The sequence below is a fragment of the Rhizobium sp. 01T437 genome, assembly GCF_056398505.1.
This window is the reverse complement of sequence record NZ_JBFTPM010000009.1, coordinates 138776-156985: the sequence shown is the minus strand read 5'-3', so window position 1 is coordinate 156985 and position 18210 is coordinate 138776. Positions and strand designations below refer to the sequence as shown.

The window sequence follows — 18210 nt, the reverse complement described above, 5'->3', positions numbered from 1 at the left end:
TCATTTGGGGAATTCTCAAGCCGCCTCAGCGCAAATCCCAGCTCTGCATCCCGAAGCAAGCAGCGCCTTATCCGCCACCTCGACAAACAATCGCCGAAACCACGACGCCCGCTCGTCCGCCCTGTCCACCCGCCGATACAGCATCGACACCGGATCGGCCGGCAGCTCGATCGGCGGCATCGACACCTCGAGATTGTGAAGCTGCGCCATGCAACGGCCCAGCGATTCCGGCACGACGGCGATCGACGGCATGGCTCTCAGCGCCGGCGGCACGGCCGAATAGCGGGGAACGGTCGCCACCACGTTGCGGCTCAGACCCACTTTGTCGAGCGCGGCATCGACCGCCGTTGTCGCGCTGCCGACAAAGGAGATGGCGATATGCGGCGCGGCGATGAAATCCTCGACGCTGATCGGCGGCTTCAGCTTCAACTGCTGCGGATCGTAGATGGCGATCGAGCACTGCTCGAACAACGGCATGCGGATATGCCAGGAGGCCGGTTCGCCATGAACGGAGATGCTGAATTCATACGCGCCGTCATCGAGCATCTGCGCCGCATCGCGCTTGTCGGCAGCGACACCCACGAGCCGTGCGCCCGGCGCAAGCTGGCGCAGCCGCGCGACCAGAGGGCCGAAGAAGGCCGTTTCCAGATTGTCGCACATGCCGACGCGGAATTCGCCCTGCCAGGTTGATGGATCGAAGCCAGTGGGCGGGCGGATCGCCCGTTCGATGCCGGAGAGCGCATCCTCGATTGCCGGTGCGATGGCCAGCGCCCGCGCCGTTGGCTGCAGGCCGCGGCCGACGCGCACGAACAACTCATCATCAAGTGCCTCGCGCAGCCGCTTGAGAGCGGCCGAAAGTCCGGGCTGGCCGAGCAGCAGCCTTTCGGCAGCACGGCTGACATTGCGCTCCTGCATCAACACCGAGAAGGCGAGCAGAAGGTTGAGATCGATTTTGCGAAGGATAGCGTCATTCATCATTATCAGTAATACCTGACATGGGTACTATCAATTTGCAATAGGGTCGGAAGCTGTACATTTTCTCGTTCCCTGCCGCCCGCCAGCCTCCCGGCGAAGGCGTCAGCAAAGAAGGAACTGAGATCGATGACAAATTCCCCATCTCCACGCGGAGCCGGCCTGGCGTTGCTGCTGCTCTGCGCTGCGAATTTCCTTGACGCCATGGATGTGTCCACCATCGGGGTCGCCCTGCCTGCCATCCAGACCGAACTTGGTATGCCGGCAACCTCGCTTCAATGGGCCGTCAGCGCCTATGTGCTGGGTTACGGCGGATTCCTGCTGCTCGGCGGCCGTGTCGCCGACCTCTTCGGCCACCGCCGCGTCTTCCTCTGGTCGCTCGGCATCTTCGCGGCCGCCAGCATTGCCGGCGGCTTCGTGGATAGCGGGCCGACGCTGATCGCTGCCCGCCTGGTGAAGGGCATCGCCGCAGCCTTCACCGCCCCGGCGGCCCTTGCCCTGCTGCTCTCCGTCTTCGGCGAGGGCGAGAAGCGGGCAAAGGCGCTCGGCGTCTTCGCCTCCACGGGCGCCACCGGCTTTGTGCTCGGCATGGTGCTCGGCGGTGCCGCCACCCTGGTGAGCTGGCGGGCAACGCTCGTCATGGGCGCTCCGGTCGCAATCCTCACGCTGGCGATCGCTCCCTTTGTCCTGCCTCCGGATGCGCGGCGCGGCGAGGGACGCAAGCATTTCGACTGGGCGGGCGCCTTGACGATCACCCCCGGCCTGCTGCTCTTCGTCTTCGGCATCACCAATGCTGCCGCAGCCGGCTGGAATGACTTCTTCACCTGGGGTTCGCTCGTTGCCTCCGTGGTGCTGATCGCGCTCTTCTTGATCGTCGAATCGCGCCATGCCGACCCCATGGTGCCGCTGCATATCTTCCGCAGGGCAAAACTCAGCCATGCCAATGCCATCGCCGCTTTGTTCCAAGGCGCCTATGTCGGCTTCCAGTTCATCGCGACGCTCTATTATCAGGATGTCATCGGCTGGTCGGCCTTTGCCACCGGCTTCTGCTTCGCCTTCGGCGGCGTCTGCGTCATGTTCCTGGCACCGCGTTTTGCCACTGTCGCGCAGAATCGCGGCACGACGGGCCTGATGGCCGTCGGTGTCGGCCTGCAGGCGACGAGTTACATCCTCTGGGTCGCTCTGGTCGGCCACATCGATCCGATCATCCTGGTTGCCCTCAACCAGATCCCGCTCGGTGTCGGTTATGCCATTACCTATCCGGCGATCCAGGTTGCAGCACTGTCTGATGTCGAAGAGGACAAGTCCGGCCTTGCCTCCGGCCTGCTCTTTGCCTCCTTCCAGATCGGCGGCGGCATTGTGCTGGCGGCCGCTTCCGCGATCTTCGCCGCAGCTCCGCACTTCGGCTGGGATCCCTATGTCGGCGGTATCGTCTTCGTGGCGCTGCTGGCGATCCTGATCACCCTGCTTGCCGCTGTCGGCCCGAAGACCTCTACGCTTCGCCCGCAGGCCTATCAGGCAGCAGAATAATGCAAATTGCCCGCGCCGGCGTGGCGCGGGCATCCTCTTTCAGCCGATGATCAAGTCACGGCCTATATGCTTGCGTTGAGATTTCCCCTGAGCCGGGTCAGCATGTCGCGCATGACGGCCATTTCCTCCAGCGTGCAGCCGATCGCCTCGCCTATCGAAGACATGATCGTATTGACCTCGCCCCTCATCGCCTGACCTTTCGGCGTCAGCGACACGATGACCTGCCGCTCATCGCGGGAATCGCGGGTGCGCTTGATGAGGCCGTTCTGCTCCAGCCGTTTGAGGAGAGGGGAGAGCGTGCCGGAATCGAGATCGAGCTGCTCGCCGATCGTCTTGACAGGCAGTTCGGCCTTTTCCCATAGCACTAGCATGACGAGATATTGCGGATAGGTGAGCCCCACCTTGTCGAGTATGGGCTTATAGGCGCGGGTAAAGGCATGCGCTGTCGCATAGACCGCGAAACAGAGCTGCTTCTCCAGCCGCTTTTCCTCTTCCGGTATTTCCATCACTTTCGCAGGTCTCGCTTTCATCGCCGCCATCCCTAGAGGACTTCATTGTCCTCCTTTCAAATTCCGAATGCAATTTGCAAAATTCACTTGCGTACAATTTAATTGGGCATTATTAAAAACTCAACCCGAACGAACGGGGCCAACCAAAGGAGATTGTCATGCCTATTCTCTATACGACCAAAGCTTCCGCCACCGGTGGCCGCGCAGGCCGCGCCGTTTCCGAAAACGGTGTTCTCGACGTCACGCTGACCGTGCCGAAGGAACTCGGCGGCGACGGCGCAACGGGCACCAATCCCGAACAGCTCTTTGCGGCCGGTTATTCGGCCTGCTTCCTCGGTGCTTTGAAATTTGTGGCCGGCAAGGAAAAGGTCAAGATTCCCGAGGAAACCACCGTCTCTGCAACCGTCGGCATCGGCCCGCGTGAGGATGGCGGCGGCTTCGGGATCGAAGTGGCCCTGACCGTCAACATCCCGGGCGTCGACCGCGAAACTGCCGAAAAGCTCGCTGCGGCCGCTCACATCGTTTGCCCCTACAGCCACGCCATGCGCACCTCGACCGAAGTTCCGGTCACGGTTGCCTGATTATTCTGCAGCATCAGTCGAGAAGGGCCGGGGTATTGCTCCGGCCTTTTATTTTGCGCTCAGTGCGCGGCCTGCTGTGTCGGACTAGGCAGCTGGTCCGCATCGGTCAGCGTGCCGAGGAACGCGACGATGTCGTCGATTTCCGATTCCGTCAGCGCCGGCGGGTCGCCGGGCTTGCGGCCGAAAGGCGGATCCTGATTGAGGTTGTCCCAATAGGCTTGCGGAACATCGTCATATTTGCGGATCGTGCCGTCGGCATTTTTCGGATACCAGCGACCGGGATCGCTGTCGCGCGTAGCGTAGAAGGAGACGACGTCACGCAGCGAATGGAAGTAGCCATTGTGGAAGAAGCTCTTCTTCACCGCCGCGTTGCGCAGCGTCGGCGTGCGGAACAGGCCGCAATAGTCCGGCCGGTCCCTGAAGTCGGTACGCTGAGGGCCGCAGAGGCCGAGATCGTGATAATCAGGGTCGCTGTTGGCGGGGATCGCCATGTTGCGCGGCACCGCCAGCCCCAGGAAGCCGAAGTCGGAAAACTGCGGCGGCTCGCCGTCATTGGCGGGCTCGCTCAAATGACAGCTCGAACAGTTTCCCTTGGCCGGATCCTCGAAGAGTTCACGCCCATGCAGCTCCTGCGCAGTCAGTGTTCCCTTGCCGGCAAGGAAGGCGTCATAGCGGCTGGAATAGGGGTAGAAATCCGCACCGCTCTGCTCGAAGGTGCTGAGAGCCTCGACCGCACCCTGGAAGGCATCCCTGGTATTGCCGAATATATCCTGGCCGAAAATCTCCCGGAAATCCTCCGCATAGACCGCCTTGCGGAGCGAGGCGACAACTTGGGCCTCATCCTTGTTGCCCATTTCGAAAGGCGAAAGCAGGGGGATCTTCGCCTGGTCGTAACCGTGGTCCACGCGCCCGTCCCAGGTCAGGCCACCTGTTGGCCCGTTGTCGACGCTCTCGTCGCCTTCGTCTTCGGAATCGTAGAAATGCTCTGTGAACGAGGGTATCGCCTGCAGGTAGCGCAAGGTTGGCACGGCGCGCTGTCCCGGCTGGTCCATATGCGGCCCGCCCATTTCGACCGGTGTCGCGCTAGTAGGTGCAAAAGCATGATGCGGATCGTGGCAGGAGGCGCAGGCCTGCACGCCGGAGGCGGAAAGCGAAGTGTCGGAGAACATTTTCCGGCCGAGTTCCGTCAGCGCTTCGGCGCGGGCATAGGCTTGCGTCCGTGACATCGGGCCGGGATGCACACCGCCGACAACGGCCGCGCTGCTTTGCCGCAGGGGCAAGATGGCAAAACCGAGCGCTGTCGCCGCCAAACCGAGCGCCATACCAGACCGGAGGAGCCAGATAATCTTCGTCGCCATGTCAGGGATTCCAATGGGTTAACATTGTGGGCCCTCATGATCGAACCTGACTGCAACAGATTGATGACGCGCGCGTACCGGCCGCAGGCCCAACCCGCCCGATGTCACAAAGTTGATAGATGGCGGGAATAGCGTCTCGCCTGCGCTTGGCCATTCCACGTCCGCCGGGCGCCCCTCTAGCCACGCCCCCTTAGCCATGAGGTATCCCGCCATGACCAGACTGAATCTCCTCCGCAATCTTTCGCTGGCCGGCTCGGCCATGCTGCCGCTGGTATCAGCCGCGGCCGCCTATGCAGCACCCGCCGGTATGGACAAGATCCAGAATATCGTCGTCATCTACGCTGAAAACCGCAGTTTCGATAACCTCTATGGCAGCTTTCCGGGCGCCAACGGCCTTGCCAATGCAAGCGAAAGCCAGGCACGGCAGCTTGATCGCAACGGCGCGCCTCTCGCCGAACTGCCGCCTTCCTGGGGCGGCCTGACCGCCAAGGGTGTCACGCCCGCCGTCACCGAGGCCCAGTCCGCTCACCTCGCCAACGCCGTCTTCTCGATCGACGATCCCAAGGGCTTCGCGCAGACGACAAACGTCATCACCCGCGACCTCTGGCATCGTTTTTATCAGGAGCAGATGCAGATCGACGGCGGCAAGAACGATAAGTTCGTCGCCTGGGCCGATTCCGGCGGCCTCGTCATGGGCCATTATGACGGCTCGATCCTGCCCATGTGGCAGGTCGCCAAGAAATACGTCCTCGCCGACAACTTCTTCCAGGGCGGTTTCGGCGGCTCTTTCTTCAACCACTTCCAGCTGATCTGCGCCTGCGCGCCCTATTATGCGGATGCCGACAAGAGCCCGGCCAAGCCGACGATCGCCAAGGTCGATGCCGACGGCATTTCGCTTACCGTTGCCGACAACGGACCGAAATCCGCCCTCGATGGCGCTCCGAAGTTCGTCTCCGACGGCAACCTCACGCCGGATTTCCATGCGGTCAACACCATGCAGCCGCCTTATCAGCCGAGCGCTAACGCCCCGGCCAAGGACGGCGATGCAACCTATGCCGATCCCTCGCAACCGAACACCCTGCCGCCGCAGCACGAGATTACCATCGGCGACCTGCTGTCGCTGAAGGGCGTCACCTGGGCATGGTATAGCGGCGCCTGGCAGGCAGCACTCGATGGCAAGAATGCCACGCCGGTGCCGAACTTCCAGTTCCACCACCAGCCCTTCAACTACTTCGCCAACTATGCGCCGGGCACGCCCGCCCGCGCCGAGCACCTGAAGGACGGCGGCCTCGGCGGCGAAGCCTTTATCAAGGATATCGACGACGGCAAGCTGCCGGCCGTTTCCTTCTACAAGCCGCAGGGCAACCTCAACGAACATGGCGGTTACGCCGATGTTTCGAGCGGCGACCAGCACCTCGCTGACCTGGTTTCGCATCTCGAAAAGAGCCCGCAATGGGAGCACATGCTGGTCATCGTCACCTATGACGAAAACGGCGGCTTCTGGGATCACGTCGCACCGCCGAAGGCGGACCGCTGGGGCCCGGGCAACCGCATCCCGGCCTTCATCATCTCGCCCTATGCTAAAGGCGGCATGGTCGACCATACCCAGTATGATACGACTTCGATCCTGCGCCTGATCACCGCCCGCTACGACCTGCCGGTGCTGCCGGGCCTGCTCGCCCGCGAYAAGGCGYTGGCGCTGAACAGCGAGCCGCCGATGGGCAACCTGACGGCAGCGCTTGATCTGACGCGCTGATCGTCGCGACAACGCTACGTCTTCTCCCCACAGGTTGGGGAGAAGACTTCGACTTTCCGGATGTTTATCCGTTGAGCGCCCGCATGCCGATTTCGCCGTAGCGATCTCCGACGGCGCGGGGCAGGGCCTTGGCGATTTCCTCGAGATCCTGCGGTGTAAGATCAACGCCAGCCGCTCCAAGATTCTCGTCCAGTCGCGCGCGGCGGCGGGTGCCGGGAATGGGCACGATATTTTCGCCCTGAACCATCACCCAGGCGAGAGCCAGTTGCGCCGGTGTTGCGCCCTTGCGGCGCGCAATCTCTTCGAACACGGCGACGAGCTCGAGATTGCGCTTAAAATTGTCACCCATGAACCACGGTGAGGTCCGCCTGTAGTCATCAGGTGCGAGTTCATCGACGGACTTGATCGCGCCGGACAGGAAGCCGCGTCCGAGCGGCGAATAGGCCACAAGCCCAATCCCGAGTTCACGAAGCGTCTGCAACACGCCGTCTTCCGGATCGCGTGACCAGGGCGAATATTCGCTTTGAACGGCGGTAATGGGATGTATGGCATGCGCCCGGCGGATTGTGTCAGCGCGGGCTTCCGACAGACCGATATGTCTGACCTTGCCGGCTTCGACGAGTTCCTTCATCGCGCCCACGGTCTCTTCAATCGGCGTATCGGGATCGACACGGTGGAGATAGTAGAGATCGATATGGTCGACGCCGAGCCGCCGTAGAGACCCTTCGCAGGATGCCTTTGCATATTCGGGCCGTCCGTTGGCCGTCTGGGCGCTGACGCCTGGTATCGCTCCAGCTGCCCGCACTATGCCGAACTTGGTTGCCAGCACCACTTGGTCACGCCGGTCCTTGATCGCCTCCCCCACGAGTTCTTCGTTGGTGTGCGGGCCATAGCTATCGGCCGTATCGAGCAGGGTTACGCCACGATCAAGCGCATGGTGGATCGTGGCGATCGCCTCGCCCCTGTCGGCGGCGGTCGCGCCATAGGCCCAGTTCATACCCATGCAGCCGAGGCCGATCGATCCGACCTCAAGTCCTTGCCCGAGCCGGCGTGTCCGCATTGTTGAGTCTGTCATCTCTCATCCTTTCTTCCGCCTCTTCATAGGAGGCGATTTTGCCGTCGAGGACGCGAAGGCAGGTTTCGAGATCGGCCACATGGGCCCGGACACGCTCACGATGCTCCCTAAGCATCTCTCGACGCTCACTGAAAGTGGCTTTCCCGTTATCGGCAAGCTTCGCATAAAGCAGCATGTCGCGGATCGGCATGCCGGTCGTCTTCAGACGGCCGACAAACTCGATCCAGGAAAGGATGGAAGCGTCGTAGTCGCGTTGTCCGGATCGGTCGCGATCGGCATAGGGGAGCAGGCCGATACGCTCGTAATAACGCAGCGTATGAGCAGACAAACCCGACCGTTTCGCGAGGTCACTGATCTTCATGAAACACCTGTTTTCGTCACGACGCCAAGGAAGCTACGGCTTCGAGTGCACTCTAAGTCAATAGGCTTTTTGTGGCTAATTTCGCGACCAACCATGCGGACTCTGCAGGGTCACGTCAGGTACTGCAGGTCGCGTCTCAGGTGATCGCCGTTGCCCTCAGGCAATTTCGTCTCGAGTGCCGCATGCGTGCTTTCCCAGATCGGCAGCGCCCGTTGCAGGACTGCCCGCCCGTCATCCGTCAGGCGCAGAAGACGGCCACGCCGGTCCCTCGGGTTCGGTACTATATCGACCAAACCCTTGCGCTGCAGCGGCTTCAGTGCCGCCGTCAGCGTTGTCTGATCCATGGCGAGCAGGCTTGCGACCGGTCCCATCGGTGGCGGTTCCGGCCGGTTCAGGGACATCAGCAGGGAGAACTGGCCGTTGGTGAGGCCGACGGGCCGCAGTGCATCGTCGAACAGCCTTGCGAGCGCACGGGCGGCGCGCTGCACATGCAGGCACAGGCACGTATCCCGCACCATAAGCGTCGTCGAAAAAGGAATCGCGATCGAGTTTGACATGATCTATTTCTATTGATATCAATGTATTTAGTCAAGAAGAGGAGACTATCTGCCGGAAAATGCCGGCCGCGCCGGAGGAGGGCGTAGATCATGTTGAACAAAGTTACCCAAAATCCCGTCGTTTCCCGCGAGGAATGGCTTGAAGCCCGCCGAGCCTTGCTCTTGAGAGAGAAAGAGGCGACCCATCTGAGAGACAAGGTGAATGCCGAGCGCACGGCTTTGCCCTGGGTGAAAGTCGACAAGGACTATACGTTCGACACGCCTCAGGGGCCGAAATCGCTCGCCGACCTATTCGATGGCCGCAGCCAGCTCATGGTCTATCACTTCATGTTCGGCCCTGAATGGGAGGCCGGTTGCCCAGGCTGTTCGTTCCTCGCCGATCATCTCGACGGCACGCTGCCGCATTTGAACCACCACGACGTTACTCTTGTTGCCGTCGCCCGCGCACCGCTTGCCAAGATCGAGGCCTACAAGCAGCGCATGGGCTGGAAATTCCCGTGGGTCTCGTCCTTCGGCAGTGATTTCAACTTCGATTATCACGTATCTTTCACGCCTGAGGACCTTGCCAAAGACAAGGTCTTTTATAATTTCTCTCCGACAGCGCCCTCTGACGCCAATGACGAGCTGCCCGGACTTTCGGCCTTTTACCGGAATGAGAAGGGCGAAGTGTTCCATACCTATTCGAGCTATGCTCGCGGCGCGGAAGAAATCCTCGGTACGCTCATGATCCTCGATCACGCACCCAAGGGCCGCAACGAAGATTCGACCATGGATTTCGTGAAGCGCCACGACGAATATGAGGAAAGCCCGCAGGCCTCATCCTGCTGCCACTAACGCAATTCCAGCAAAAGAGCTGCGCGGTTTTGCGTGCGAAATTGCGTGAAGCATCTAGCCAGCCATCCATCATCCGGAGGAGAAGGACGATGAAGACTGCAGAAGTGCTGAAGGAGCATGCTTTCCTGGAGAGAATAGTCGGTCACTGGACCGTCGCCGCTTCAGACATGACCGGCGACAAGCCTTGGGATGAGACAGTGCGCTCCCTGCAGGGCATCTGGTTCGTTGCCGAAGGAGCCGGTGAAATGACCGACGGCAAGCAGGCAACGACGATCCTGACCCTCGGCTACGACCCGAGCAAAGGCAAATATGTCGGCAGCTGGATCGGCTCGATGATGGACTACATGTGGACCTATGAGGGAGAGATCGAACCCTCGGGCAATGTGCTGTCGCTCTACACCAGGGGCCCGGCATTCGAAGGCGATGGCCTTGCCGACTATCGCGAGCAGATCGCCTTTCTCGACGACAACGTCAGAACCTTCACATCGAGCGTCAAGGAAGCTGACGGCACCTGGAAGCAGTTCATGGAAGTCAAATATACCCGCAAGGGCTGAAATCGCCGGGGCACATCAAGAGCAATTCCAGCAAAAGTGCGAGAGCGGTTTTGCGTTCGGAATTGCGTAGAAACAAAGAGATAGAACTCAAGCGTGGACCGAGGAGAACACGATGTCCAATACGCATGGCAAGTTCATATGGTGCGAACTGATGACGCCGGACCCTGATGCGGCGGCGAGATTCTATGGCTCGGTCGTCGGCTGGACGTCGAGCAAAATGCCGGCGGCAGACCAGCCGGAATACACCATCTTCGAGGCAAACGGCGTCAGGGTCGCCGGCATGATGCCCTTTCCCGCAGAGCTGGAAGGGCAGGGCATTCCACCGAACTGGACCGGTTATGTCGCCGTCGACAATGTCGACCAGTCTGCACGCGACTTCACGGCAAACGGCGGCACCGTCCGCCGTCCGCCGGCGGATATTCCAGGCATAGGCCGCTTTGCCGTAGTGGCAGATCCTGACGGAGCGGTGCTCTGCATCATGACGCCGCTGCCGATGGAAAATCCGCCACCGGAGCTGCCCTTCGACACGCCCGGCCATGTCGGCTGGCGCGAGCTCTACGCCAAAGATGGCGCAAAGGCCTTCGACTTCTATGCCAAGCTCTTCGGCTGGACGAAGGATCACGACTTCGACATGGGTCCGATGGGCATCTACCACCTCTTTGCCGAGCATGGAAAACAGACCGGCGGCATGATGACCCGCCCGCCTGAGGTCGGCATGTCCTTCTGGTCCTACTATTTCACAGTGCCGGCGCTCGATGCCGCCATTGACCGCATCAACGCCGGCGGCGGCAAGGTGGTCCACGGCCCTATGGAAGTGCCAGGCGCCTGGATCTGTCAGGCGATAGACCCGCAGGGAGCGTTCTTCTGCCTCTCGGCGGGTGTGCGGTAGCACCGATGACAAGGGGCGCAAACACCGTCGTTTGCGACCCTTTGTTTTTCTATCCCACACTCGCAAAGAACCCTTCCGGGCTCTCCACCTCCACCAGCTTCTTGCGCTCGATCAGCCAGAAGCGATTTCCTACCGCCCGCACGAAGCTGCGGTCGTGGGAGACGAGCAGGCAACTCGCCTCATGTGCCATCAACTCGCTTTCCAGCGCCTCCTGCCCCTCGATGTCGAGATGGTTGGTGGGTTCGTCGAGCAGGTAGAAGTTCGGCTGCGTCAGCCGCAGTACCAGCATGCCGAGCCGCGCCTTCTGGCCGCCGGAGAGGAGCTTCACCGGCTTGCCCTGCATCTCGATCGTCATGCCGGCGCCGGCAAGCAGCGAGCGTGCCCGCTGGTCGCCGACATCGAAGCGGCGGATGATCGTCTGTAGCGGTGTGTCGGCATCGCTGAGATCGGCAAGCAGCTGATCGCCATAGCCGAGCACCAGCGAGGGCGTGGCCTTGATGCCGGCCTTTGCCGTTTCCGGCTCGGCGATCGCCGCACGCAGCATGGAGACGAGCCGTGACTTGCCGGCGCCGTTGAGGCCGAGCAGCACGATGCGGTCGCCCTGGCAAATGAACTGCTTTCCCGTGCGGAAGAGCAGCGTGCCGTCAGGCGTCGTGACCTCGGCATCCTCAAGCGTCACCAGAACCTTGGCATGCGTGCCGCGGTTGGCGAGACGGATCGCGCCTGCCGAACGCTCCAGATGGGCAGGCTTTGCGGTTTCCTCCAGCTTTTCGGCGCGTTGCTTCAACTGCTTTGTCTTGACGACCAGCAGGTCGCTGCCGGAATTGATGCCGATATTGTTGAGTTTTGCCGCCTGCTTGCGCAACTGTTCGACCGTCTTCATATCCTTCTCGTAGCGCCGCGCATCGGAGGCATCCGCCTCGTCGAGTGCCGCTCTCGCCCGGCTATAGGGCAGGGAGAAGACCGGCGATTGCTCCGGCCGCAGGAAGAGCGTTCGGTTGGTCGTCGCATCGAGGAAGGCGCGGTCGTGGCTGGAGATGATCACAGGCGTATCGCGCGGCAGTGCGTTCAGCCAATTTTCCACCTGCGCGATCTTTTCGAGGTCGAGATGGTTGGTCGGTTCGTCGAGCAGCAGCACGTCGGGTTCGTTCACTGAGGTGCGGGCGATCAGTGCCAGCCGCTGCCAGCCGCCGCTGAGCTGTCGGAGCGGCCGCTCGCGCAACTCTTCGGGCACTTCGAGCGATTCCAGCACGACATCAGCACGCCAGCTTTCGCCGTCAGCCTGGTCAGGAGGAAGAGCGAGAAGCACGGCTTCACGGAGGGTCACGTCGAGAAGTGCTGGCGGCACATTCTGCTCCATATGGCCGATGGTGAGCCCGCGCGCCCTGGTGATCTCGCCTTCGGTTGGTTCCAGCTTGCCCGTCATGAGGTTGAGCAGGGTGGATTTGCCGCGCCCGTTCGCCGCCACGAGGCCGATCCGGTCGCCGGCATTGACGACGATATTGAGCTTCGAAAACAGCGGCGCGGACAGCACGATGCCGAGATTGCGGATATTGATGAGGGTCATGATCGTATCCTGGTCTTGCCAAGCGATCGCGCATATCCGGGGCTTCCAGCCATCAACGGAAAAGCGCGTTATGCTTGGCGGATTATGAAATGCTTGCAGCTTGAACGGCGGGCATTCAGGTGCAGCAGTGCCACTAGGGGCGGACCAGGAAGAGATTTGCGAGAAACGGTCTCTGGTCAGCCCTGCAAACGCATCTGCAGGGCGTTGACTGGGCCACGCTGGCGATGATGCCGGAAATACATATTCACGCGCAGCCCTCCTTTTTTCTCAGTTACAGGAAGGAAATACCATTGCTCGCGGCTGGAGACAAGGGATCACGATGGCAGTAAACACGCTCAGATGGTATGAAAGGCCTTCATCATCCGGGATCAGGGGACGCGGGATGATTTCCATTTCAAGGGCAGGCAGCACAGAGGATTTCGTCGTCGCCGCCGGTTTCTGCGAGGCGCTCGGCGCCCTGGATGTGGAACTCGGGCGTGACCATGGTATCCCCGCCGAGATTGTCATGACGCTTTTCCACAGCGAAAATCATGAAAGCCTCGCCCGGAAATATAGCTCCGACGAAGCGATGATGTTCCTCGCCAGATGGGAGGGAGCGCCAGCAGGCTGCATCGCGCTCGCACCATTCGAGGCTAACGCGATGGAGATCCATAAACTCTACGTGGATCCCGCCTTTCGCGGTCGGGGCATCGCCAATGTGCTGATGCGGCGGGTGTTCGAGGAAGCAAAAAAGAGCGGCCGCCCCACCATGCTCGTCAATACCGCCGCCTATCTGAAAAGCGCGCTTTCCCTCTACGAAGCCTTCGGCTTTACCCATTGCCTGCCTTTTCACAGCGTGCCAGCTGAAATCAGCCACACCGAAGTCTTCATGTCGCGGCCGCTTTGATCCCGACACAATCGCTTCTTAGCGATGTCGGATGTCACAGGGAGACACGGCATGCTCATCGCTCATCTGCCGGCAGGCTATATTCTCGGAACTGCCGCGCGACGCAGGGCTTCGTCTACTGCGGTCATGGCGGCAGCGCTGATCGGCAGCGTCATGCCGGATTTTGACATGATCTATTTCTACGCCTCCGGCGGCCGGGTTCATCACCATGCCTATGTCACGCATTGGCCGCTCTTCTGGCTGGTCTCGGCGATCCTGATGCTGCCGCTCTTGAAATGGCTTCGTCCGGCCTGGCTCGCTGCAGGTTGCGTCTTCTTCGCCGCCGCCATGCTGCATATGGTCATGGACACGACCGCGGCACCGCTCTTTTGGTTGGCGCCTTTTTCCTTTCATGAATTCGAGCTGGTTCGAGTTCCCGCAACCCATGCCAGCTGGATCATGAGCTTCCTGCTTCACTGGACATTCCTGCTGGAAATCTCGATCTGCCTTTCAGCCCTGGCACTCTTCCTGATGCGCCGCCGACGCGCCGAACCTGGTCGATCTGCGGCCTGACTACAGGGAGAATGGTGCGCAGGTCAGCGGTTATCGCAAAGGCTGGAACTCCTTGATCGTGGCCGGACACATTTCGCCTGCCTGTTTGCCACTATAGTTGCACAGCATCGTGTGATCGTTATAAGCGGCCGTCTATGGACTGAGGAAATTCCTGATCGAGGGCGAAGTGATGGCAGGCGGTGACGACGAATATGTTTATGACGAGGCGACAGGCGAATGGCGCTCTCCCTCCGAGATGGCTGCGGCCGCACAGGCTGCGTCCGAGGTTCGCGACGCCTCTGGAAACGTGTTGAAGGACGGCGATTCCGTCACGCTTATCAAGGACCTGAAGGTAAAGGGCGCCAACCAGACCCTGAAGCAGGGCACGGTCATCCGCTCGATCCGTCTGACGGACAATCCCGAAGAAATCGACTGCCGTCACGATACGATCAAGGGTCTCGTCCTGCGCACGGAATTTGTCCGTAAGCGGTGACTAAAGCATGTCGCGCAAGAGTGTGAAGCGGTTTTGCGATAACGACATGCGTAAAAACAAAGGTCTAAAGCGTGGCGCGAATCTGAAAGATCGCGCCACGCTTTAGACTTACCGCTTCAAGCTTCCCAATATGCCGCGTACCAGCGCCCGGCCGACCTGCGTCGCCACCGTGCGCGCCACGCTCTTCATCGCCGCTTCCACCACCGTTTCACGCTGATAACCGGAGCGGCCGCGAGGCTGTGCCTTGTCGTCGTCACTGCCGCCAAAGCCGGGCAGCGTCCAGCCTGACGTGGTGCTGCCCTCCTGTGGCGCCGGGGCCTCTTCCTGCGCCCGCTTGGCGGCGTCGGAATCGGCGGCCTTCTTGGCGCGTGCCGCCAGCATCTCGAAGGCGGATTCGCGATCGACGTCTTCGTCATAGACGCCGAGTACGGGGCTGTGGTCCATGATCTGCTGGCGCTCGACGTCGCTCACCGGTCCGACGCGGCCGGATGGCGGGCGGATCAGCGTGCGCTCGACGATCGAGGGCGCGCCCTTGGCTTCCAGCGTCGAAACCAGCGCCTCGCCGGTGCCGAGATTGGTGATGACGGTGGCGCAATCGAAGGCCGGGTTGGGGCGGAAGGTATCGGCGGCCGTCTTCACCGCCTTCTGTTCGCGCGGCGAATAGGCGCGCAGCGCATGCTGCAGGCGGTTGCCGAGCTGGGCGAGCACCGTTTCCGGCACGTCGAGCGGGTTCTGCGTCACGAAATAGACGCCCACACCCTTGGAGCGGATGAGGCGCACCACCTGCTCCACGCGCTCGGTCAGCACCTTCGGCGCATCGTTGAAGAGCAGATGAGCCTCATCGAAGAAGAAGACAAGCTTCGGCTTGTCGGGATCGCCGACCTCAGGCAGTTCCTCGAAGAGCTCGGAGAGTAGCCACAGCAGGAAGGTGGCGTAAAGGCGCGGGTTCATCATCAGCTTGTCGGCGGCAAGCACGGAAATCTGTCCGTAGCCATTGTTCGACGTGCGCATGATGTCTGAAATCTTGAGCGCGGGCTCGCCGAAGAAATGTTCGGCGCCCTGCTGTTCCAGCACCAGCAGCGCACGCTGGATGGACCCGACGGAGGCCTTGGAAATCAGCCCGAACTGGTTGGAAAGCTCTGACGCATTCTCGCCCATATAGTTGAGCAGCGCCGTGAGATCCTTGAGGTCGAGCAGCGGCAGGCCGGCCTTGTCGGCAATCTTGAAGGCGATGTTGATGACGCCTTCCTGCGGCTCGGAGGCATCCATCAGCCGTGCCAGCAGCAGCGGCCCCATCTCGGCGACGGTCGTGCGCACCCGATGGCCCTTCTCGCCGAAAAGATCCCAGAAGATAACCGGGAACTGCTCGAATTCGTAGTCGGTAAAGCCGATCTGCTCGGCCCGCTTGGTGAGGAAATCCTTCGGCTCGCCCTTGGCGGCGATGCCCGAAAGGTCTCCCTTGATGTCGGCGGCGAAGACCGGCACGCCGGCTCTCGCAAAGCCCTCGGCCAGCACCTGCAGTGTCACCGTTTTGCCGGTACCGGTGGCACCCGTCACCAGCCCGTGGCGGTTGCCGAATTTGAGGTCGAGATATTCGCCCTTGTTGATGCTGTCATCAGGATTGCGGCTTGCGCCGATGAAAATCTTGCCGTCCTCGAGCATGTAAGAATATCTCCCTCGGGCGATGCCGCCGCTTCATTCCAGAATATGCGATAATCCTCTTTCCGCACATTCATGCAAATATCGTTTGTCTGTTATAAGCAGGCGACAGGAGACGGACAACTGTCTGCGTTAAAAGGGAAAGCAGGAAAGAGGCGCCTCACAAAGCGCCGCTTGAGTTGCCGCCTCGATTCGATTACGTTGACGTTAACGTCAAAACAGGAGGCAGACGATGAATGAGATTGTGACTGAAATCGCCAATCGTGTGGGCATTGCGCCTGATCTGGCCGAGAAGGCACTCGGCATGATGCTCGGCTTCCTGCAGCGTGAAGCAGCCGACGGCCCGGTCGCCGTAATGATTGAAAAAATCCCTGGCGCTACCGAACTTGTCGCCCAGTTCAACGGCGAAGGCTCCAGCAGCGGCGGCGGTCTGCTCGGCGGCCTCATGAGTGCGCTCGGCGGTGGCGGCATTATGGGCCTCGGCCAGCAGCTGATGAGCGAAGGCCTCGGAATGAGCGAGATCACCTCGCTCGCCAAGGAAACCATCGCCATCGCCAAGCAATATGCCGGCGAAGAGGTGGTCGATCAGGTCGTCGCCTCCGTGCCCGGCCTCAGCCAGTTCGTCTAAGACGGTCCATCATTTCCTTAAGCCCCCGGCATTGTCCGGGGGCTTTGTTTTTTAAGATTTTCCCTCTTTTTCGTGTGTTTTCATGACCGACACATCCCCGATCAAAGCCTTGCTGCCCAAGTCAGGCGGCCATCAATTCGTGCTCTACGGCGATTCCTGCTCGGGCGTTGCCGGCGCTCTGCACGAGCGCACCTTCGCATCCGTGAATGCTGTCCTTCGCAGGCTTGAGCCCCAGCCTCAGTTCATTCTCTTTCCCGGCGATGAGATCATCGGCCTGACGGCGGATGAAGTCTCGCTTCGCGCCCAGTGGCGGCACTGGTTCGATGTCGAGATGGCCTGGCTCGACCGAACGAATATTCCAATGTGGCATACGACCGGCAATCATACGACCTATGATGAGATGAGCGAGGCCGTGTTCCGCGACACGCTCGGCCTTCCGGCAAACGGGCCGGCGGGGCAGGAAGGGCTGGCCTATTGGGTTCGCCGCGGCGATCTGCTCATGGTTTTCGTCCATACGCTCTGGAGCGGTCTCGGCGGCGAGGGCCACGTCGAAACGGAGTGGCTTGAGACGACCCTGAAGGCCCATGCCGATGCCCGCTACAAGCTGGTGCTCGGCCATCACCCGGTCTTTCCGATCAATGGTTACGCCGGTGCCTATCAGCGCGAGATCGGCCGTGAATATGCCGATCGCTTCTGGGATATATTCGTAGAAGCCGGCGTTTTTGCTTATTGCTGCAGCCATATCCTGGCTTTCGATGTGCAGGCCCATCGCGGTGTGCTGCAGATATGCACGGCGGGGGCGGGAACCGCGCACAGAATGCCCGAGGGTGTCGAATATCTCCATTGCATCCAGGCAACCCTCGATGACGACGGCCTGCGCTATCAGGTTCTCGATACCGAAGGTGTAGCGCGGGAAAGCCTGCAATGGCCGCCTATCCTTGCGAGCGAGGATAAATGGTGCAGCCTTGCCCATGGCGTCAGCGACGCTCTCTGGGCCGGTCCGATGGGATCCGACCGGATCGTCGAACTCCGCCTGAGCGGCCGGACGGCTACGGACGCCTGCACGTCCCAGCAGACGATCTTCTCGGCTTTCGGAGATGAAGGGCTGGCGCCCCTATGGCTTGGCCTGCGCGGCAGGCAGCAGCAACTGGCGCTCATCCTCGGCCGCGATCCTGGTCGCAGCCCCTATTATTTCTTCGGTCCGGACCTGCCGCCGGGCAAGGAATTCGATCTCCACATCCTTCTCCATGGCGGCGTGGGGCCGGGCGGCGTGCTCTGGCGCACGGAAGGTAGCAAGGCCTGGTCCTCCTTCGAGGCTATCGCCTCGACGGGGCTTCAGCGCCTTGTCTGGCCGTCACGCTGGAGTGTGGGCCATGGCCAGAAAGGCGAGGGCGACCGGCCGTTCATGGGCGGGAGCCTGAGCCTTGATATTGCAGGTTGAGAAACGCCTGATCGGTTTCTTGTTTCGCT

The 18210-nt window shown here is 61.1% G+C and carries 19 protein-coding genes; 11 read left to right on the top strand and 8 right to left on the bottom strand.

Annotated features, from left to right (window positions below; translation table 11 throughout):
• Positions 1–15 precede the first annotated feature (15 nt).
• Positions 16–978 (bottom strand): LysR family transcriptional regulator, encoded by a 963-nt coding sequence (locus tag AC1DM5_RS20260; protein ID WP_037105460.1) that lies wholly within the window; start codon positions 976–978, stop codon positions 16–18.
• Positions 979–1101: 123 nt separating this feature from the next.
• Here AC1DM5_RS20260 and AC1DM5_RS20255 point away from each other — a divergent pair, with 123 nt between their 5' ends.
• Positions 1102–2502 (top strand): MFS transporter, encoded by a 1401-nt coding sequence (locus tag AC1DM5_RS20255; protein WP_477822120.1) that lies wholly within the window; start codon positions 1102–1104, stop codon positions 2500–2502.
• 62 nt (positions 2503–2564) lie between these two features.
• On the opposite strand, the gene AC1DM5_RS20250 is transcribed toward AC1DM5_RS20255, so the two are convergent.
• Positions 2565–3041, bottom strand: coding sequence for a MarR family transcriptional regulator (locus AC1DM5_RS20250; protein WP_037105455.1), 477 nt, complete (start codon positions 3039–3041; stop codon positions 2565–2567).
• 128 nt (positions 3042–3169) lie between these two features.
• Between AC1DM5_RS20250 and AC1DM5_RS20245 the strand changes: the two genes are divergently transcribed.
• Complete coding sequence (locus AC1DM5_RS20245) at positions 3170–3592, top strand: organic hydroperoxide resistance protein (RefSeq protein ID WP_007818814.1); 423 nt, start codon at positions 3170–3172, stop codon at positions 3590–3592.
• Between the two features lie 59 nt (positions 3593–3651).
• Here AC1DM5_RS20245 and AC1DM5_RS20240 read toward each other — a convergent pair whose 3' ends face one another.
• Positions 3652–4950 (bottom strand): cytochrome-c peroxidase, encoded by a 1299-nt coding sequence (locus AC1DM5_RS20240; RefSeq protein WP_477822119.1) that lies wholly within the window; start codon positions 4948–4950, stop codon positions 3652–3654.
• Between the two features lie 211 nt (positions 4951–5161).
• On the opposite strand from AC1DM5_RS20240, the gene AC1DM5_RS20235 reads away from it, so the two are divergent.
• Positions 5162–6706: an acid phosphatase gene (locus AC1DM5_RS20235; RefSeq protein ID WP_477822118.1), complete on the top strand. Its 1545-nt coding sequence runs from the start codon at positions 5162–5164 to the stop codon at positions 6704–6706.
• A 64-nt stretch (positions 6707–6770) separates the two neighbouring features.
• Here AC1DM5_RS20235 and AC1DM5_RS20230 read toward each other — a convergent pair whose 3' ends face one another.
• From AC1DM5_RS20230 to AC1DM5_RS20220, 3 genes are all read right to left on the bottom strand, one after another.
• Positions 6771–7766 carry an aldo/keto reductase gene (locus AC1DM5_RS20230; protein ID WP_477822144.1) on the bottom strand — a complete coding sequence of 332 codons (996 nt, stop codon included), beginning with the start codon at positions 7764–7766 and terminating at the stop codon, positions 6771–6773.
• Positions 7735–8142 carry a MerR family transcriptional regulator gene (locus AC1DM5_RS20225; RefSeq protein ID WP_113323172.1) on the bottom strand — a complete coding sequence of 136 codons (408 nt, stop codon included), beginning with the start codon at positions 8140–8142 and terminating at the stop codon, positions 7735–7737. The genes AC1DM5_RS20230 and AC1DM5_RS20225 overlap by 32 nt, the downstream gene beginning before the upstream one ends.
• A 110-nt stretch (positions 8143–8252) precedes the next feature.
• Entirely contained in the window at positions 8253–8699 is a 447-nt protein-coding gene (locus AC1DM5_RS20220) for a MarR family winged helix-turn-helix transcriptional regulator (protein WP_477822117.1), read from the bottom strand.
• A gap of 90 nt (positions 8700–8789) precedes the next feature.
• Between AC1DM5_RS20220 and AC1DM5_RS20215 the strand changes: the two genes are divergently transcribed.
• From AC1DM5_RS20215 to AC1DM5_RS20205, 3 genes are all read left to right on the top strand, one after another.
• Complete coding sequence (locus AC1DM5_RS20215; RefSeq protein WP_477822116.1) at positions 8790–9533, top strand: DUF899 domain-containing protein; 744 nt, start codon at positions 8790–8792, stop codon at positions 9531–9533.
• Between the two features lie 89 nt (positions 9534–9622).
• On the top strand, positions 9623–10087 hold the full coding sequence (locus AC1DM5_RS20210; protein WP_477822115.1) for a DUF1579 domain-containing protein: 465 nt from the start codon (positions 9623–9625) through the stop codon (positions 10085–10087).
• A gap of 112 nt (positions 10088–10199) precedes the next feature.
• Complete coding sequence (locus tag AC1DM5_RS20205; RefSeq protein WP_477822114.1) at positions 10200–10976, top strand: VOC family protein; 777 nt, start codon at positions 10200–10202, stop codon at positions 10974–10976.
• A gap of 49 nt (positions 10977–11025) precedes the next feature.
• On the opposite strand, the gene AC1DM5_RS20200 is transcribed toward AC1DM5_RS20205, so the two are convergent.
• Complete coding sequence (locus tag AC1DM5_RS20200; RefSeq protein WP_477822113.1) at positions 11026–12543, bottom strand: ABC-F family ATP-binding cassette domain-containing protein; 1518 nt, start codon at positions 12541–12543, stop codon at positions 11026–11028.
• 382 nt (positions 12544–12925) lie between these two features.
• Here AC1DM5_RS20200 and AC1DM5_RS20195 point away from each other — a divergent pair, with 382 nt between their 5' ends.
• From AC1DM5_RS20195 to AC1DM5_RS20185, 3 genes are all read left to right on the top strand, one after another.
• Positions 12926–13429, top strand: coding sequence for a GNAT family N-acetyltransferase (locus AC1DM5_RS20195; protein ID WP_477822112.1), 504 nt, complete (start codon positions 12926–12928; stop codon positions 13427–13429).
• Between the two features lie 51 nt (positions 13430–13480).
• Positions 13481–13981, top strand: a complete 501-nt coding sequence (locus AC1DM5_RS20190; RefSeq protein ID WP_477975489.1) for a metal-dependent hydrolase — start codon at positions 13481–13483, stop codon at positions 13979–13981.
• Between the two features lie 169 nt (positions 13982–14150).
• Positions 14151–14453 carry an alkylphosphonate utilization protein gene (locus AC1DM5_RS20185; protein ID WP_037105427.1) on the top strand — a complete coding sequence of 101 codons (303 nt, stop codon included), beginning with the start codon at positions 14151–14153 and terminating at the stop codon, positions 14451–14453.
• A 108-nt stretch (positions 14454–14561) separates the two neighbouring features.
• Here AC1DM5_RS20185 and AC1DM5_RS20180 read toward each other — a convergent pair whose 3' ends face one another.
• Complete coding sequence (locus tag AC1DM5_RS20180) at positions 14562–16115, bottom strand: helicase HerA-like C-terminal domain-containing protein (protein ID WP_477822109.1); 1554 nt, start codon at positions 16113–16115, stop codon at positions 14562–14564.
• 229 nt (positions 16116–16344) lie between these two features.
• Between AC1DM5_RS20180 and AC1DM5_RS20175 the strand changes: the two genes are divergently transcribed.
• On the top strand, positions 16345–16740 hold the full coding sequence (locus AC1DM5_RS20175) for a hypothetical protein (protein WP_477822108.1): 396 nt from the start codon (positions 16345–16347) through the stop codon (positions 16738–16740).
• Positions 16741–16822: 82 nt separating this feature from the next.
• Positions 16823–18181: a metallophosphoesterase family protein gene (locus AC1DM5_RS20170; RefSeq protein ID WP_477822107.1), complete on the top strand. Its 1359-nt coding sequence runs from the start codon at positions 16823–16825 to the stop codon at positions 18179–18181.
• Positions 18182–18210: the final 29 nt, after the last annotated feature.

What these genes read in the sequence shown, in the direction of transcription:
- AC1DM5_RS20200 (WP_477822113.1), bottom strand. Translation starts at nt 12,543, where the DNA reads ATGACCCTCATCAATATCCGCAATCTCGGCATCGTGCTGTCCGCGCCG.
- AC1DM5_RS20210 (WP_477822115.1), top strand. Translation starts at nt 9,623, where the DNA reads ATGAAGACTGCAGAAGTGCTGAAGGAGCATGCTTTCCTGGAGAGAATA.
- AC1DM5_RS20240 (WP_477822119.1), bottom strand. Translation starts at nt 4,950, where the DNA reads ATGGCGACGAAGATTATCTGGCTCCTCCGGTCTGGTATGGCGCTCGGT.
- AC1DM5_RS20195 (WP_477822112.1), top strand. Translation starts at nt 12,926, where the DNA reads ATGATTTCCATTTCAAGGGCAGGCAGCACAGAGGATTTCGTCGTCGCC.
- AC1DM5_RS20205 (WP_477822114.1), top strand. Translation starts at nt 10,200, where the DNA reads ATGTCCAATACGCATGGCAAGTTCATATGGTGCGAACTGATGACGCCG.
- AC1DM5_RS20260 (WP_037105460.1), bottom strand. Translation starts at nt 978, where the DNA reads ATGATGAATGACGCTATCCTTCGCAAAATCGATCTCAACCTTCTGCTC.
- AC1DM5_RS20180 (WP_477822109.1), bottom strand. Translation starts at nt 16,115, where the DNA reads ATGCTCGAGGACGGCAAGATTTTCATCGGCGCAAGCCGCAATCCTGAT.
- AC1DM5_RS20250 (WP_037105455.1), bottom strand. Translation starts at nt 3,041, where the DNA reads ATGGCGGCGATGAAAGCGAGACCTGCGAAAGTGATGGAAATACCGGAA.
- AC1DM5_RS20190 (WP_477975489.1), top strand. Translation starts at nt 13,481, where the DNA reads ATGCTCATCGCTCATCTGCCGGCAGGCTATATTCTCGGAACTGCCGCG.
- AC1DM5_RS20225 (WP_113323172.1), bottom strand. Translation starts at nt 8,142, where the DNA reads ATGAAGATCAGTGACCTCGCGAAACGGTCGGGTTTGTCTGCTCATACG.
- AC1DM5_RS20245 (WP_007818814.1), top strand. Translation starts at nt 3,170, where the DNA reads ATGCCTATTCTCTATACGACCAAAGCTTCCGCCACCGGTGGCCGCGCA.
- AC1DM5_RS20230 (WP_477822144.1), bottom strand. Translation starts at nt 7,766, where the DNA reads ATGCGGACACGCCGGCTCGGGCAAGGACTTGAGGTCGGATCGATCGGC.
- AC1DM5_RS20175 (WP_477822108.1), top strand. Translation starts at nt 16,345, where the DNA reads ATGAATGAGATTGTGACTGAAATCGCCAATCGTGTGGGCATTGCGCCT.
- AC1DM5_RS20255 (WP_477822120.1), top strand. Translation starts at nt 1,102, where the DNA reads ATGACAAATTCCCCATCTCCACGCGGAGCCGGCCTGGCGTTGCTGCTG.
- AC1DM5_RS20170 (WP_477822107.1), top strand. Translation starts at nt 16,823, where the DNA reads ATGACCGACACATCCCCGATCAAAGCCTTGCTGCCCAAGTCAGGCGGC.
- AC1DM5_RS20215 (WP_477822116.1), top strand. Translation starts at nt 8,790, where the DNA reads ATGTTGAACAAAGTTACCCAAAATCCCGTCGTTTCCCGCGAGGAATGG.
- AC1DM5_RS20220 (WP_477822117.1), bottom strand. Translation starts at nt 8,699, where the DNA reads ATGTCAAACTCGATCGCGATTCCTTTTTCGACGACGCTTATGGTGCGG.
- AC1DM5_RS20185 (WP_037105427.1), top strand. Translation starts at nt 14,151, where the DNA reads ATGGCAGGCGGTGACGACGAATATGTTTATGACGAGGCGACAGGCGAA.